This is a genomic window from Psychroflexus aestuariivivens (assembly GCF_004010055.1).
GTDB lineage: Bacteria > Bacteroidota > Bacteroidia > Flavobacteriales > Flavobacteriaceae > Psychroflexus > Psychroflexus aestuariivivens.
In genome coordinates this window covers 78605-94814 of the sequence record NZ_RQVT01000025.1, presented here as the reverse complement: position 1 = coordinate 94814, position 16210 = coordinate 78605, and the positions used below count along the sequence as shown (strand labels likewise).

Annotated in this window: 8 protein-coding genes; 5 read left to right on the top strand and 3 right to left on the bottom strand. The window is 35.0% G+C overall.

Features of this window, described 5'->3' with window-relative positions; all coding sequences use genetic code 11:
* Window positions 1–428: 428 nt before the first annotated feature.
* The 5 genes from EIG86_RS05975 (at window position 429) to EIG86_RS05955 (ending at window position 7617) form a co-directional block, all read left to right on the top strand.
* Window positions 429–2696, top strand: coding sequence for an inorganic phosphate transporter (locus EIG86_RS05975; RefSeq protein WP_127845253.1), 2268 nt, complete (start codon window positions 429–431; stop codon window positions 2694–2696).
* A 140-nt stretch (window positions 2697–2836) separates the two neighbouring features.
* On the top strand, window positions 2837–3409 hold the full coding sequence (locus EIG86_RS05970) for a cob(I)yrinic acid a,c-diamide adenosyltransferase (protein WP_127845252.1): 573 nt from the start codon (window positions 2837–2839) through the stop codon (window positions 3407–3409).
* Between the two features lie 181 nt (window positions 3410–3590).
* Complete coding sequence (locus EIG86_RS05965; protein WP_127845251.1) at window positions 3591–4802, top strand: PSP1 domain-containing protein; 1212 nt, start codon at window positions 3591–3593, stop codon at window positions 4800–4802.
* Window positions 4789–5280: a gliding motility lipoprotein GldH gene (locus EIG86_RS05960; protein WP_127845250.1), complete on the top strand. Its 492-nt coding sequence runs from the start codon at window positions 4789–4791 to the stop codon at window positions 5278–5280. Before EIG86_RS05965 ends, EIG86_RS05960 begins: the two co-directional genes overlap by 14 nt.
* 12 nt (window positions 5281–5292) lie before the next feature.
* A complete protein-coding gene (locus tag EIG86_RS05955; RefSeq protein WP_127845249.1) occupies window positions 5293–7617 on the top strand; it encodes a penicillin-binding protein 1A in 2325 nt (774 codons plus the stop codon).
* On the opposite strand, the gene queD is transcribed toward EIG86_RS05955, so the two are convergent.
* The 3 genes from queD to EIG86_RS05940 form a co-directional block, all read right to left on the bottom strand.
* Window positions 7614–8063, bottom strand: coding sequence for a 6-carboxytetrahydropterin synthase QueD (gene queD / locus EIG86_RS05950; RefSeq protein WP_127845248.1), 450 nt, complete (start codon window positions 8061–8063; stop codon window positions 7614–7616). The genes EIG86_RS05955 and queD overlap by 4 nt on opposite strands.
* Before the next feature lie 84 nt (window positions 8064–8147).
* Window positions 8148–10565, bottom strand: a complete 2418-nt coding sequence (gene pbpC, locus EIG86_RS05945; RefSeq protein WP_240032183.1) for a penicillin-binding protein 1C — start codon at window positions 10563–10565, stop codon at window positions 8148–8150.
* The gene (locus EIG86_RS05940; protein WP_127845247.1) at window positions 10510–16023 is read right to left on the bottom strand and encodes an alpha-2-macroglobulin family protein; all 5514 of its coding nucleotides are present in this window, start codon (window positions 16021–16023) and stop codon (window positions 10510–10512) included. The genes pbpC and EIG86_RS05940 overlap by 56 nt, the downstream gene beginning before the upstream one ends.
* Window positions 16024–16210 lie beyond the last annotated feature (187 nt).

The following is a 16210-nucleotide window of genomic DNA, read 5'->3' as shown; positions in this document are numbered from 1 at the left end:
TAAAAAAGCTTTTACAAGAGTTGCTAGTGATTGGGAATTGAAACTTGTTTTTGCATGCCAATCAAGGGAAGATGCATTGTTTTTAGAAAAGTTCATAAAACGTATGAAAAGCCGTAAATTTATACAAAGAGTAATCAACAACTCTGAAATTTTAGTAGATATTTTAAATAAAAAATAGTCATCTGGTTCCCCCGAGACTTCGGGGCTGGAGGCACCACTGTTTTAAACCTCGACTTTCATTAGTCGAGGTTTTTTTATTTTTGGCATATGCGATATTTTTAATTCTACAATTCAGAATAAAAAATGTTTCATTAAATTCGAAAACAATACATTAAAACAAATTTCCTCACTATATCTTAAACATTTGATAACAAGATAAAGCAACTAGAACTTAAAATATTTTCCAATTTTGCAAATTATTTTTTTGAATGGAAACCACCTACATCATACTTATTGTACTATTGTTTGTGTTGGCTTTTGCCGACATAATAGTAGGTGTGAGTAATGATGCAGTCAATTTTTTGAATTCTGCGATTGGCTCTAAGGCAGTACCAATGCGAACCATTTTGATTGTTGCTGGACTTGGTGTTTTAGTAGGAGCAATATTTTCCTCAGGCTTGATGGAAGTTGCACGAAAAGGTATTTTTAACCCAGAGCTTTTTTATTTCGATGAAATCATCATTATTTTTCTAGCTGTTTTACTTACAGATATTTTATTGCTTGATTTTTTCAATTCTATAGGTATTCCGACTTCTACCACAGTTTCTGTAGTCTTTGAATTGCTTGGAGCAGCTGTAGCGATTTCTATTTTGAAAATTTATGAATCCGACAATACTTTGAGCAATTTAGAAAGCTTTATCAATGTTGAAAAAGCCTCAGAAATTAGCCTAGGTATTTTGCTATCCGTTTTTATTGCCTTTACTGTTGGTGCTATAGTTCAGTTTGTGTCCCGGCTTTTGTTTTCTTTTGATTATTCGCATAAACTAAAACATATCGGTGGGATTTTTGGTGGAGTTTCTCTGGCAGCAATCACCTATTTTATTTTAATTAAAGGCACAAATTCCATCAGTTTTTTAGATGAAAATTTTGTCAATTTTGTGCTGCAAAACAAGTTTTTCATCATTGGTATTAGTTTTTTATTCTGGACATTTATTTCACTTCTATTGATTCATGTTTTTCATTGCCATATTCTGAAAGTGATTGTGGTCATTGGTACTTTCGCTTTGGCTTTGGCATTTGCTGGAAATGATTTAGTCAATTTTATCGGCGTGAGTATTGCCGCTTGGCAGTCGTTTTTGTTATGGCAAGAGGCTTTTATGGCAAGTGGTGTGTTACCATCAGAATTTTTGATGGACGGTTTAGCAGGAGAAGTCCAAACGCCAACCTATTTGTTGATGATTGCCGGCGGAATTATGGTTGTTACTTTGTGGTTTTCAAGCAAAGCACAATATGTGGTTCAAACTGGTGTCAACCTAGGGCGACAGGGCGAAGGTGCAGAGCGATTTAAACCAAATTTGCTTTCCAGAACAGCAGTCAGGTATTCTGTATTTGTGGGACAAACCTTTTCACAATTATTGTCAGAACCAATTCAGGAGAAAATAAATTCTAGATTCAGTTTTCCAGATAAAGCACTAAAATACCAAAAAAGTGTTGCCAAACCTGCTTTCGATTTACTTCGTGCTTCGGTCAATTTGGTCTTAGCAAGTATTTTGATTTCTATTGCAACAAACTTCACCTTGCCATTATCTACAACTTACGTCACGTTTATGGTCGCAATGGGAACTTCATTTGGGGACAGAGCCTGGGGACGTGAAAGTGCGGTTTATCGAGTTGCCGGTGTTTTCAATGTTATTGGAAGTTGGATTGCAACAGCTGCAATCGCATTTGTTGCAGCAGGAATTTTGGCTGTCATCATTTGGTACGGCTCATATTACGCCATCACAATTTTGGTTGTGTTAGCATTGGCTTCAGTCATTAGAAGTGCCGTCAGACATTCTAAAAAAGTGAAATCTGAAAAAAACAAAAAGAAATTCAACCGAACAGATATTATTACCATAAATGAAATTACAACAGAATCTTCGCAAAATATCATTCAGGTCATTCGTGGCATCAACGATTTATTGCTAGAGGTTGTAAATAATTTGGGTTATCATGATTTGTCCAGATTCAAAAAGAGTTTGAAAAAACAGTCTGAATTGGAATTTGAAATTGATGAATTGAAAGACAATGTTTTTTACTACATCAAATCTTTGGAAGATACCAATGTTGAAGCATCCAAATTCTACGTTTTAACTTTGGATCATTTACAAGATATGGTGCAATCCATCGCATACATCACAAGAAGCAGTCATAAGCATGTGAGTAACAATCACAAAAACTTGAAATTCAACCAAATACGGGATTTGAAAAATGTGCAGCGTTCATTGGATGAAGTCTATTCTGAAGTCATTGAGGCTTTTGATAATCAAGATTTTGATGAAATTAAAAAGTTGATTAATAAAGAAAATACTTTATTAGACAAAATTTCTGCTTTACTTCAAAAACAAATCGAACGCATTCGCGAAACCGAAAACAGCCCAAAAAATTCAAAATTATATTTTGGGGTTTTACTTGAAACCAAAAATTTAACCAAAGCAACAATCGCTATGTTAGAGCTTTTTCAGGAATACTACGAGGAAGCTAAACAAGAATTTTAGTTACTTTGTAAGTGAATCATTTTCAATAAAAGCTTCGGATTTTAAATTGTTGCATTAAAATATTTACTTTTGAAAGAAATTTCGAAAACAATTGAATTTGAAAAATTGAATTCAAAGGTTTCATTCAAAATTCAAAAGACATGAAAATATATACTAAAACTGGCGATAAAGGAACTACAGCATTATTCGGTGGAACACGGGTTCCAAAACACCATATCAGAATTGATAGCTATGGCACTGTAGATGAATTGAACGCCAATATTGGCTTAGTTCGTGACCAAAATATTGATGAACATAGCAAATCGACTTTAGAGAAAATTCAAGACAAATTATTTACCGTTGGTGCAATTTTAGCTACAGATCCAGAAAAAGCGAAATTGAAAAACGGAAAAGAGCGGTTGAATATTCCAAAAATTTCTAAAGAAGACGTTCAATTTCTTGAAACAGAAATCGATAAAATGAATGAAGATTTACCAGAAATGACTCATTTTGTTTTGCCTGGGGGTCATCCATCAGTTTCACATTGCCATGTTGCAAGAACCGTTTGTCGCCGTGCAGAACGTATTTCCGCGGCACTTCATGAAATCGAAGCTTTCGATGAATTAGTTTTACAATACCTGAACCGACTTTCGGATTATTTATTTGTGTTGTCCAGAAAAATAGCGAAAGACGTAAATGCTGAAGAAGTAAAATGGATTCCGCAAAAAAACTAAACTTTGAATTTTTCAAATAGTAAAGTATTTGAAGGCAATTTTTCACAAAATAACTTCTACCAAAACCAATATTGAAGTCTTTCCAGCGTCTGGCAATATTTTAATATCTTAGCGGTTATTAAAATTGTAATTATTAATCAATCGTATTTCAAATTCAGAAATACGTCTATATATAGAGTTTATGGGATGTAGCAGTTGCTCAACCGGAAAAGACGGTCAACCAAAAGGTTGCAAAAACAACGGCACTTGTGGAACAGATGGGTGCAATAAATTGACTGTTTTCGACTGGTTGTCTGATGTAGAGTTGCCAAATGGCCAAGAAAAATTTGATTGTGTTGAAGTTAGATTTAAAAATAGTAGAAAAGAATTTTTTAGAAATACTGAAGATTTAACGCTTTCTATCGGAGATATTGTCGCGACAGAAGCTTCACCAGGTCACGATATCGGCATTGTAACTTTAACTGGCGAATTGGTGAAGGTTCAAATGAAAAAGAAAAAGCAAAATCCTAAAGCAGAGGACATCGCTAAAGTTTATAGAAAAGCCTCTCAAAAAGACATAGATGTTTGGCAAACTGCACGTGATCGAGAAGAACCGATGAAGGTAAAAGCACGCCAAATTGCCATCAGATTACGTTTGAAAATGAAAATCAGCGATGTTGAATTTCAAGGTGATGCTTCCAAAGCGATCTTTTATTACACCGCTGAAGAGCGCGTAGATTTTAGGCAACTAATCAAAGAATTCGCCTATGAATTTAAAACCAGAATAGAAATGCGCCAAATCGGTTTTCGTCAGGAAGCCTCTAGACTTGGTGGAATTGGGTCTTGTGGCCGCGAATTGTGTTGTTCCACCTGGCTTACAGATTTCCGAACCGTGAAAACTTCGGCTGCCAGATACCAGCAACTTTCTTTGAATCCACTAAAATTAGCTGGACAATGTGGAAAGTTGAAGTGTTGTTTGAATTATGAACTCGACACTTATTTGGAAGCGCTTAAAGATTTTCCTAAACAAGACCAAAAGTTAATCACCAAAAAGGGAGAAGCTGTTTGTCAGAAAATCGATATTTTCAAAGGAAAACTTTGGTACGCTTACGAAAAAGAATATAACAATTGGGTTGAATTGGACACAGACGCTGTTCAAACTATCCTAAAAGCACAGCGTGAGAAAAATCCTGTAGCAAGTCTTGAAGAATTTTCAGCAGAAATATTACCAGATAAAGCTGAATTTGAAAACGTAGTAGGACAGGATAGTTTGACAAGATTCGATAAAGCGAAAGGTAAAAAGCAAAAAAGAAGCAAGAAAAAGCGCAAGCCAACCAAAAACACGAACAATACTAACAACAATAATAACAAGAACAGCAAAAGAAAGCCACAGAAAAACAATGCAAAGTCTTAAATTTATTTTCCTGTTTATTTTTATAATATCCATTTTTGCCTGTAATAATTCTGAATTTCACTCAGAATTCAACAGTTTTGATGAAGGATGGGCAAAATCCGATGTTCAGAAATTTAAATTTCAAGCACCAGATACAAGCAATACCTATAATTTATTTTTGCATACAAGAGTCAATCAAGATTATTTATTCAGTAACTTGTTTTTAATTACCAAAATGAATTTTCCAAATGGAAAAATAGTAAGCGATACATTGGCTTATGAAATGGCTTTTCCTAATGGTGAACTCATGGGGCAAGGTTTTGGAAGTGTGAAAGAAAGTAAACTGTGGTACAAAAATGGCGTAAAATTTGATGAAGTTGGTGAATACACTTTAGAAGTTGAGCAAGCCATGCGTAAATTTGGAGAAGTTCAAGCTTTGGACACTTTAAGTGGAATCTTAGACTTTGGTTTTAGTATCGAAGCTAAAAAAAATAACTAATTCCTTTTAAAAATGGGAGAGAAAAAAACAAAAAAATCAAGCTTTAAAAAATATATTTTAGGCTTTTGGATAATATTTGCTGTAGGTATTCTAGCTGTCGTCTTAATTTTTTTAATGGCCGGCTGGGGCGCATTTGGGAAAATGCCAACCTTTGAAGAGTTAGAAAACCCTGAAACTAATTTAGCAACCGAAGTGATATCTTCTGATGGTAAAACTTTAGGAAAATACTTCAAGGAAAACCGAACGCCAGTTAAATATCAAGACTTACCAGACCACCTGATTAACGCTTTAGTTGCGACTGAAGATGAACGCTTTTATTCACATTCGGGTATAGACGCCAAAGGAACAATTAGAGCTGCTGTGTATCTCGGTTCAAAAGGAGGCGCAAGTACAATTACTCAACAATTGTCTAAGCAATTATTTACAGACCCAAATAAAGTTGGCTTAATAAACCGTTTGAAGCAAAAAGTCAAAGAATGGGTTATTGCAGTTCGCTTGGAAGAACAATATACAAAAGAGGAAATAATTACGATGTATTTGAATAAATTCGATTTTCTCTACCAAGCTGTAGGAATTCGTTCAGCATCAAGAATATATTTTTCAAAAGAACCTGAAGATTTAAATATTGAAGAATCGGCAACACTGGTTGCCATGTTGAAAAACCCAATTCTTTATAACCCTATAAAAGAAAAATTTAAAGAAAACTCGATCACTCGTAGAAATCAAGTCTTGAAGCAAATGGAGAAAAATGGCTATATCACAACTAAAGTCAAAGATTCTCTTCAGGATTTGGCACTCGATACAAATTATTCTCCAGAGCAGCATGATGATGGTTTAGCTACTTATTTTAGGTCTTATTTGCAAGATTTCTTAAAAGATTGGATTAAAGATAATCCAAAATCGGATGGAGCTTCTTATAGCTTATATAGAGATGGTTTGAAAATTTATACCACACTAGATTCCAAAATGCAAACTTATGCAGAAGATGCAGTGGAGAGACATATGAAAAACCTTCAAGCTGAATTCAATCGTCAAAATGAAAACAATAAAACAGCACCTTTTAGAAGTATAAATCAATCAGAGATCGATAGAATTTTGGATCGGGAAATGAAAAATTCCGATCGATACAAGCGAATGAAAAACAGAGGAATAGAAGAAGATTCTATCAATGAAGCATTCAATACAAAAACCGAAATGCGTTTGTTTTCTTGGAAAGGAGAAATCGATACAATTATGACCCCAAGAGATTCGATTCGTTATTATAAATCTTTTCTGAATACTGGTATGATGTCTATGACACCCCAAACTGGAGAAATAAAAGCATGGGTTGGAGGCGTGAATTACAAGTTTTTCAAATATGAACATGTCAAACAAGCTAAAAGACAAGTGGGATCGACCTTCAAGCCTTTTGTCTATGCCACAGCTATTGACCAACTGCATCTATCGCCTTGCTATGAACTGCCAAATACACCTTATACAATTCCTAAGGGAAAACATGGTGTAATGGAAGATTGGACACCTATGAATAGTGGAGGAGAATATGGTGGTAATAAAACTTTAAAACGTGCATTAGCAGAATCAATTAATACCATTACTGCAAGATTAATAGATAAAACCGGTCCGGAAAATGTCATTGATTTAGTTGACAAACTTGGCGTTGATGTTTCAAATATTGATGCTGTACCGTCTATAGCTTTAGGTACGCCGGACATTAGTGTTTACGATATGGTTTCCGCTTATAGCACATTTGCAAATAAAGGTGTTTATGTAAAACCTTACGCTATTCAAAGAATTGAAGACAAAAATGGAACGATTTTATACCAGCATCAACCTGAAAGTAGAGATGTACTGAGTGAAGAATCTGCTTATGTTACGATTAAACTTTTGGAAGGCGTCACTAGATTTGGTTCTGGCGCTAGATTAAGAACAAACTCTGAGTATGCCAAAAACTTGACACATTACAAACGTGCAGTAACAGGTTATCCTTATGCTTTTGAAAATGATATTGCCGGAAAAACAGGAACCACACAAAATCAAAGTGATGGTTGGTTTATCGGTATGGTGCCAAACTTGGCAACTGGTGTTTGGGTTGGAGGCGAAGATCGCTCCGTTAGATTTCCAACAATTACCTACGGACAAGGTGCAACAATGGCTCTGCCAATTTGGGGAATGTACATGAAAGATGTTTATGCAGATGAAGAACTAGAAATTTCTAAAGAAAAATTCGAAAGACCTGAAGAAGTTAGTATTCAAATAGAATGTGACGATGAGAATCAAAATTCTGAAGAAAACGAAGACTCAAAAGATGATATTAATGATTTTCAACCGGATTTTTAATTATCACTAGCAAACCATTCCGCAAAAGCAGTTTCAGTTTCTCTCAATTTCAAAGAGTGAAGTTTTAAATCTTTACTGAGTTTATTTTGAATTTTATCTGCAAAATCAATCACCATATTTTCACTGGTAGGTTGGTAATTTACTAACACTACATTGTGTCCGCTGGCTTTCAAAGTTTCAGCAAGTTCAATATGTGGTGTGTCTTTATTCAGAATTATGGCGTGGTCCATTTTGTCTACTACTTCAGTTTTTACAATTTTCTTTAAATCGCCAAAGTCGATGACCATTCCACATTTTGCATTTTGCAAGTCTGAAATTGGTTCACCAATCACAGTGACATCTAGTTTGTAGCTATGACCGTGAATATTCTTGCATTTACCGTCATAGCCATATAAAGCGTGAGCGGTTTCAAAAGTGAACTGTTTGGTAATTCTAATTTTTGCCATAATTTGAAAAATTAATGCAAATGTACTGGAAAAAACCAAGTTTTTAAAAAGCTTTTGAGCTTAAACGTATTTTTCGACAAACTGCTAATCACTAATTTCTAAAGAAAACGTCCTCGAAATTTCTCGACCAGACTCATCGATAGCTGTAATTTTATGATCACCTTCATTAGGCAACAAAGCGATTTCGTGAAATAGGGAAGTAGTTTTTAAATACTCTCCATCCAAATACCAATGGATTTCTGTGTCATTTTGATGCGCAACTTTAATGATGATTTCGTTGTAAGTTTCTTCTAAATTCTTTGGAAGAATGAAAGTTTGCTGAGGTTTCAAATTGATAAAATCCATGAGGTTTTCATTTTGAAATCCAACACAATCCGGATGAAATGGCGGCGGTTTTCTATAATCTGGATTTTTGTAATAATAGGCCAATTTTGGTGGTAAAACTAAAAAAGCTTCAGAATGCACAGACTGACTTTCAGCGCAACCAATATTAACTTGAAACGCTTTCTGTTCATCCAAAGTCAGCATTTTATGATAAGGACAAACATCTGCATTTTGACCTTTTGGTGTACTCAAAATTTGTTTCGTTTTCGGACAATTTATGGATTTCAAAAAACCAGTTGTTTCGCAAACTTCAATTTCAACCAAATCGTCAAAAGGTTTTTGAAATTTCTGTTCATTTTGATCTAAAGTTTTGAACACATCAAACATAACAGGCGCGGCTTTGGAAACACCAGTAAGACCTGCACGACCTTCGCCGTTAGAATTGCCAACCCAAACGCCAACAGCAAATTTTGAATTCACACCGATTGACCAGGCATCCTTATGACCATAACTCGTTCCTGTTTTCCAAGAAATTTTCTGTGCACTTTCAAAATATTGCCAGTTAACTTCAGAAGCAGGACGTTTTAGGTTTTTTAAAGCTTCCAAACTTAAATATGTTGCTCCGGCGCTAAAAACTTGAGGCTCAAAACTAGTTTTATATTCTTTTTTTGATGATTGCTTATAACGGATTTTACCAAAACCATCTGCTGGATATTGACTCGAATTCTCGTTATAGAAATTCAAATTTTTAGCAAAATTGCTGTAAAGTTTCGTCAATTCCCAGAGTGAACTTTCTGCGCCGCCCAAAATGAGTGTCAAGCCATAATTATCATAATTTCGGTCTAAACCTTTCAATTGACTTCGTTTCAAATCTGTATAAAAGCGTTCTAATCCGTAAGATTTTAAATTGAGAACCGCTGGAATATTCAAAGATTCCGTAAGCGCATCGTCTGCAGCAACAATGCCTTTAAATTGTTTAGTGAAGTTTTCTGGGCGATAATTCGCAATGGCGGTTGGCACATCGGGAACCATCATTTCAGGAAGTAATTGACCGTCATCCAGCATGGCAGCGTACAAAAATGGCTTTAGCAAACTCCCCGTACTTCGTGAACTTTGTACATTATCCACAAATTTTTGATGTTGCAAATTTGTGTTTGAATTACCAACATACGCCAAAACAGATTCTGTTTCAATATTCATCACCACAACTCCAAAATTGTATATTTTTTCTTCAGAATATTGCTGATAGTATTTTTCTACAATTCGGTTTACTTTTTTCTGAATTCTAGAATCTATAGTTGAATGAATATTTTCTCCTTCATTTTTTTGCCTTGCCATTTCTAAAAAATGTGGTGCTAGATTTGGTAATGATTTTGGCTTAGCTGGTAAATTTTCAAGTTTTGAAAGTTCATAAGTCACTTCGTCGATTATTCCATTATTATGAAGTTTTAGCAAAAGCAGGTCTCTTTTTTTTCTTAAAGTAATTTCATTTTTACCAGGAAAAACCAATGACGGCGCATTTGGTAAAACAGCTAATGACGCCGCTTGTCCCCAACTCAAATCTTCAGCAGGAATTCCAAAATATCGCCAAGATGCTGCATCTATGCCAACCACATTTCCGCCAAAAGGTGCATGAGAAAGGTATAAATTTAGAATTTCATCTTTGCTGTATCTGGCTTCCAATCTAGTCGATTTTACCAGTTCAATAAATTTTTCAGCATAATTTCTAGCTGGATTTTGACGTGAAAGCCGAATCAGTTGTTGACTGATGGTACTGCCACCACGCCGAGATTCTGAAGTTGAATTGTGCCAAAATGCTTCAGCAATTGCCACAGGATTGAAACCCGGATGATAGTTGAAATACTCGTCTTCAAAAAATTTAATGGCAATTTTTACTTTTTCTGGAATGCTGTCAGATTTGGGAAATCGCCATTGTCCGTCTTTGGCTATTTTTGCACCTACTAATTGCTGGTTTTTGTCCAAAACAATTGTGCTGTATGGCGTTTCGAAAAGTGGTTCTGGTAAACTAAACAGCCAAAAACTGAAAGCAATTAACACTAACACAAAAGTGATTTTATAGCCTTTTTTCAAAGCTTTCCACCAAGATGAAATCTTTTGCATTTTATTCAATAACTTTAATCCATTCGCCTTTATTTCTTGCAAAATAATTTCTGTCATACATAGTTTCAACTTGAGCGCCAGGTAAATAATATTCGCCTAAATAAGACGCATTCAGGCTCAATTTGAATTTCACCTGCTTGTTGCCTTCTAAATCAAAATAGAAATTAACCCGATCGTCACGCATATCGATATAATCTGCCGCTTGATTTTCGCCACTTCTGAAATCGGTAAAACTTGTGTTGACAATTTCCCAGCCGCTTGGGACAAATTGCTGAAGTGCCACATTTATCAAGTCTGTTTGCGAAGTGTTTTCCACAATAACCTCCAATTGAATTGCTGTGCCTTGTCTGAGTTCAGAAATATCTAAGGCTTGTCCAGAAGCATTATAAAAGTTGCTGAAAACTCGTAGATTTTTGGAAGAAGTCATTTCCTCGCCTAATGGTAATTTACCGAGTTCAACCAAACTTGCATACAATTTTTGATTCGCTTTATTTTGAATTTTAAGTTCAGACGGATTTGTATTCGTTACCAAGTCATATTTAATAATTGATTTTTTGGATTGTAGGTTTTCAGTAGAATTGTGCTGGGTAACTTCTAGATTGATGCCTTCATTTTTATTCTGAATGAGTTTAGATAATGCCAAAAGTGCAAAAGCGGTTTCTTGCGTGCTTAACCAATCGTCAGAAGACAAACGATTTGCAATTTGCTCTGCAAGTTCATGTCTTTGTTCATCTTTCATGGCAACCAAAGTTTCTAAAGCCATGGATTGGTCTCTCAATTGTGAACCAAAAGTCGAATTATTACTATAATCTGTCTGAAATGTAATTGCCGCTGTTTTCAATAAATCTTCAGCAACTTGTGTTTGACCAACTATTGCGTAAGTATGAGCCAGTCTGAAAATCGTACTGTTACTCAAGTTTTTCGAATTTCTCAACTTATTCATCGCAGCCATTTCAGGTTGTCCAGCCAATGCAAGCGTGTATAATCTGTAAGCCTGTATGTGAGAAGTGTTGTATCTGTTGTCATTTCGCCACGTTCTGGCTTGGTTTTTTTGGTATCTCATCCAGTTGTTAAGAAATGTAACTGGCAGTTGATAACCTTTCCGTTTGGCTTCTAGCATAAAATGACCAACATAATTTGTACTCCAATCGCTAATTCGTCCACCAGACCAATATGTGATGCCTCCAGAAGAATCTTGGAAATCATATAATTTTGAAATTGCTACTTTAATATTATTTTCGATTTCTTGTTTTTTGGAAATACTGATTTCGGTGATTTCTGACAAAAATAATTGTGGAAATACTGCTGAAGTGGTTTGCTCCACACATCCATGTGGATAACGAATAAGTTCATCTACACGCTTGTAAATATTCATTGGCGGAAGCGCTGAAAACTCTACAAAAGCTTCATTAGTTCCTTTGACACCAAAAGGCTCTAAGTTTAGTGTTTGCGAAGAATTTTCATCAACAACTACTAAATTTTGTCGCCTAGAAATAGGATTAGGATTGAGGACATCGATTTCAACATTAGCAGAAGATTTTTCACCTTTCGATTTAGCGGTGACAGAAATATTTTCAACAGATTTTGAGCTGATCACTTTAAAATCAAAATACACAATCTGCTCACCAGTTTCTGTAAAATTCATTTTTTTATTTTGTGATCCAATAGGTTGAAGTCCTTCGCTAAGCGATAATTCAACTTCTACATTTTTGATGTTGTCTTCCATAGCAAAAACGGTAACTGGCAATTTTATTGTTTCGCCTGGAGATAATTTTCTTGGTGCAGAAAGTAAAGTCATCAAAGGTTTTTTCACTTTCATAACTTGTTCGGAATTGCCAAAAGCTTGATTTTTCAAATTTCCAGCGACCACCATCATTTTTACCGAACCAATATAGTTTGGCATGCTAATTTGATGTTGTTTTGTTTCTCCTTTTTCTAATTTGAATGGTCCTAAAAATTCAACTACAGATTTGAAACGCTCCGCTTTTCGATTTTTGGCTGCCGCTGCTGCATCGCCGCCGCCGATGGCATAAATGTTTTTAATGTTACCGCCAAAAGCACCGATGACATGATCGTAAACGTCAAAAGTTTTCACGCCTAAGGCTTTTTTAGCATAAAAATAATTGTAAATATCTGGCGTGTTGAAATTGGTAAGATCCAACAAACCTTCATCAACCATTGCCAAAGTGTAAGTCATGGCTTTTCCATTTTCTTCGGAAATTTTAACTTCAAAATCAGATTCTGGACGTACAGATTTGGGCAGATTTAGCTTCGGTTGAAGTTTTTTGTTCGGATTTTCAACTTCTAGTGGAATTACGCCAAACATTCGTATCGGCAGATCGTTTTTTGTATATCTATGAGCTTGTAATAATGTGATGCTTACATACACATTTGGCGCCATATTTTCTGAAATTTCCAAATTTGTGGTTGTCATTCCTTTTTGGGTATCAACCCATTTTTTGCTTAAAATTTCAGTGCCGTTTTCAATAGTCAAAAGTGCTTTTCCTTCACTTCCTGACGGAAAGGAAATTCTAGCTGTTTCTCCAACATTGTATTTGCTTTTGTCAGCTGTAAAAATCAAGTCGGAACTCGGAGTGTTTCCAGAATCGTTCATCCACCAATTTCTGTAAAAATAGTAAATCTCGCCAGTGCTGTGTCCACTACTGTTGTCGGTAATTCTAAATAAATATCTGCCGCGATCTTCGTCTGGAATATTTAGCGAAAATGAAGTTTTTCCGAGTTGGTCACTTGTAATTTCAAAACTTTTATAGACTTGGTGTTTTTTAGCTTTTTCAAATTCAGATAAATTGTCTCGGCCACGATTCCACCACCAACGCCAGTCGATTTTATATATTTTCACTTCCAGTTTTCTTCGACCTGCAGTATTTCCACGACTGTCTAGACTAATGGTTTCAAATTGAAGGTTTTTATCAGTATCAAAAACTTTATTGGGTTTTTGTTTTGTTGATTTCAAGCCTACATAATGACTGAATGGCGAAAGTTTTTTGGATTGAATGTCTATAGAAAAGTCGCCGCCACCCTCAAAAACTTTGGTTAGGAAATTAGCTTTTAGCATTCCTGGTGCTTTATTGTTGATATTGAATTCAGGATATAAAGTTTCATTTCCAAATCCATCTACTTGACCTTCAATTTTGGTAAGTTCTTGGTTTTCGAATGAGCGAGTTGGACTGTTGAACGTGAAATTTTCAAATTTTTCAAACGGAGTTTGCAGCGTTTTGATTTCAGTTTCAATTTCAAAATCTAAGTTTTTAGCTGTAGCGCCTGTCAGCCACTCTGTTTTCAGTTGAAGCGTATTTACGCTATTGGCTCTCAAAACTTCATTTTCAGGAGTGAGTTTGATTTTTAATCGATTGGGTTTAACGCTGGCAATTTTTAGCGTTTTCTGAAAACTTACGTCACCAATATTTACGTTTGCAGTCCAATTTCCTGTTGGGTCGTCGGCATCGGTTTTGAGCTTGAAAGTATAAAAATTACCGACACTTTGATTTTTGACTTCTTCTTGAATCAATCTGCCACTCGGATCGGTGAAATGCAATTTTACAGGGTGATTTTCGGGAATTGGGTTGTCATTGTCATTCAAAACAAATGTGAGAAAAATTTCATCACCTGGTCTGTAAACTCCGCGTTCTGCATATAAAAACCCATCAATTCCACTTTTCACATTTTTACCAGACACGTCGAAATTACTGGTTTGTAGCGCTTGGTTATCATCGATTCTGAGATAAGCATATTCCTCTAAATGCTTTGCTGTGGCAAAACTCAGATATTCTGAAGTGGCTAATTCTGCAAATCCGTTTTGGTCAGTTTTTAGGTTTGCAATATTTTGTTTTTGAAAGTTAAAAACTTCAATTTTTGCATCGCTCACAGGTTCTGCTGTAAGAAGATTACTGACTGTAAAAAAGTATTTCCCGTTTTCACTTTTTTTGACAATCAAGCCCAAATCTGAAGCTAATAAATTGCTTGAAGCATATTTATCGTCGTTGTAATAGGCCTCGTGACAAGGGTTTTCTCTTTCTCGCCAATTGTAAGTATAGTCATGTCTTTGGTTGGATTTGTTGTTCCAAAAATCATTCTCCTTCTCGCCGAAATCTTCGGTCTTAGTTTGCGTATCAACCTCAAAATTTTTGATTTTCTCCTCGATGGATTCATCACAATTATAAAGTGAATAGGCTTTATTGTAACTGATTTCAATTTGATAAAGACTGGCTTTGTCAAGCTGAAAAATTTTAGCCAAATCTATTGCGTGAGCTGTCCATTGGCCAGTGTGGTCGACTTTATTTTGAACTAAAGGAATCGTTTTTTTAGCAATAAGTCTCCCAGATTTTTTGATTTGATACATCTGGGTGCTGTTTAAATTTGCGTCTTGTAAAAAATCTAAAATATTATTTTCATAGATTTTGATTATGCTCACGTCCACAGCCATAAGGTTCACTGCTTCGAAATAAAACGGATTCTCTTTGGCGTTTGGTAAAATGACGCCTTTGGAAATTAGTCTCACTTCTGGTTTTAATTGTTTGAAAGTGACAAATCCTGAAAAATTTTGAGTTAGTGTTTCACCTTTTTGATTGGCTAGGTTTTTATTGATTTTCAATTCGACGTTTCCTGAGAAGTTTTGCTTGGGATAAATATTAAGCAAATTGCCATCTACATCAAAATTGAAATTATTTTTGCCATCAATTTCAACTAAACCTAAAAAGTTTTGCGAAGTCGAAACGGGTTCAGAAAAATTGATGCTGAGTTTCGGATTGTTGCCGGTAGAAGTTTGGACATCCAAAACCTGAAAATCCATTTCTCCAGGTATTTCATATTCATAATTGCCGCTAGTTTCTGCGCCAACTTTTCTGCCATCCCAAGACAATATGAGTTTTGAGCCTGTTTTGTACCGGCGGATGCTGTCTATTTTGAAGCTGAAGAAAGTGTTTTCTGCATCTTCATTTTCAAATTTAATTTTTAGCTCGTCATTTTTTTGCTTTGCGGTGATGGCCTTTTTCAAGTTTTCAGAATTCATCAGGTCTGAAGTTTCAACAATAGCATTCAGATATTGCCATTGGTCGTCGTAGGATTGCAAATCTTTGAAACTGATTTTAAAATCTGGCGTAATGGTTTCAAAATTAAATTCAAAATCGTGAAATTCGCTGTCGAGGTCGCTGTAGAATTCATCTAAACGCAACTCAACACTGTATTTTTGTCCTGATTTGAGATGATTTTCAGGTTTAAAAATGAGTCTTTTACCGTCTATAATTTTCAGTTCACCGTCCACTTTTGGTGAAATGTTGAGGTACTCCTCTGGAAGTTTTTGAGTTGTAGAATATTGTTCAATAATTTTAGGAAATTCAATAATAATAGGATCTGCGATAGAAATTTGACCTGAAGTATGTTGAGAGATAAAAGTATTGAATTTCTCTTTGTTGCTGTCATCAGATTTGTCAGAATCTGAACAAGCAAAACAAAATAAAACACAATAAAATACGAGTAAATACCTGAAGTTTTTCATTTTTAAAGTTGATTTGAAGTTGTTGAAACTTAGGCATTCAAGTTATTAAATATTTATGAAAAAAAGTGACTTTAATATTACATTTCAAAACAAGCGAGAATTCAAATTGAATTTACAATGTTACAAATGTCATTGTAAAATAATTTGCTTTTGAAATTTTGTGTATTTTCAGATTTTAAATTTTAAT

Excerpts from the sequence above, each read along its gene's own strand:
- pbpC (WP_240032183.1), bottom strand. The coding sequence starts at position 10,565 with ATGACAGAAATTATTTTGCAAGAAATAAAGGCGAATGGATTAAAGTTA.
- EIG86_RS05960 (WP_127845250.1), top strand. The coding sequence starts at position 4,789 with ATGCAAAGTCTTAAATTTATTTTCCTGTTTATTTTTATAATATCCATT.
- EIG86_RS05975 (WP_127845253.1), top strand. The coding sequence starts at position 429 with ATGGAAACCACCTACATCATACTTATTGTACTATTGTTTGTGTTGGCT.
- EIG86_RS05940 (WP_127845247.1), bottom strand. The coding sequence starts at position 16,023 with ATGAAAAACTTCAGGTATTTACTCGTATTTTATTGTGTTTTATTTTGT.
- EIG86_RS05965 (WP_127845251.1), top strand. The coding sequence starts at position 3,591 with ATGGGATGTAGCAGTTGCTCAACCGGAAAAGACGGTCAACCAAAAGGT.
- EIG86_RS05970 (WP_127845252.1), top strand. The coding sequence starts at position 2,837 with ATGAAAATATATACTAAAACTGGCGATAAAGGAACTACAGCATTATTC.
- queD (WP_127845248.1), bottom strand. The coding sequence starts at position 8,063 with ATGGCAAAAATTAGAATTACCAAACAGTTCACTTTTGAAACCGCTCAC.
- EIG86_RS05955 (WP_127845249.1), top strand. The coding sequence starts at position 5,293 with ATGGGAGAGAAAAAAACAAAAAAATCAAGCTTTAAAAAATATATTTTA.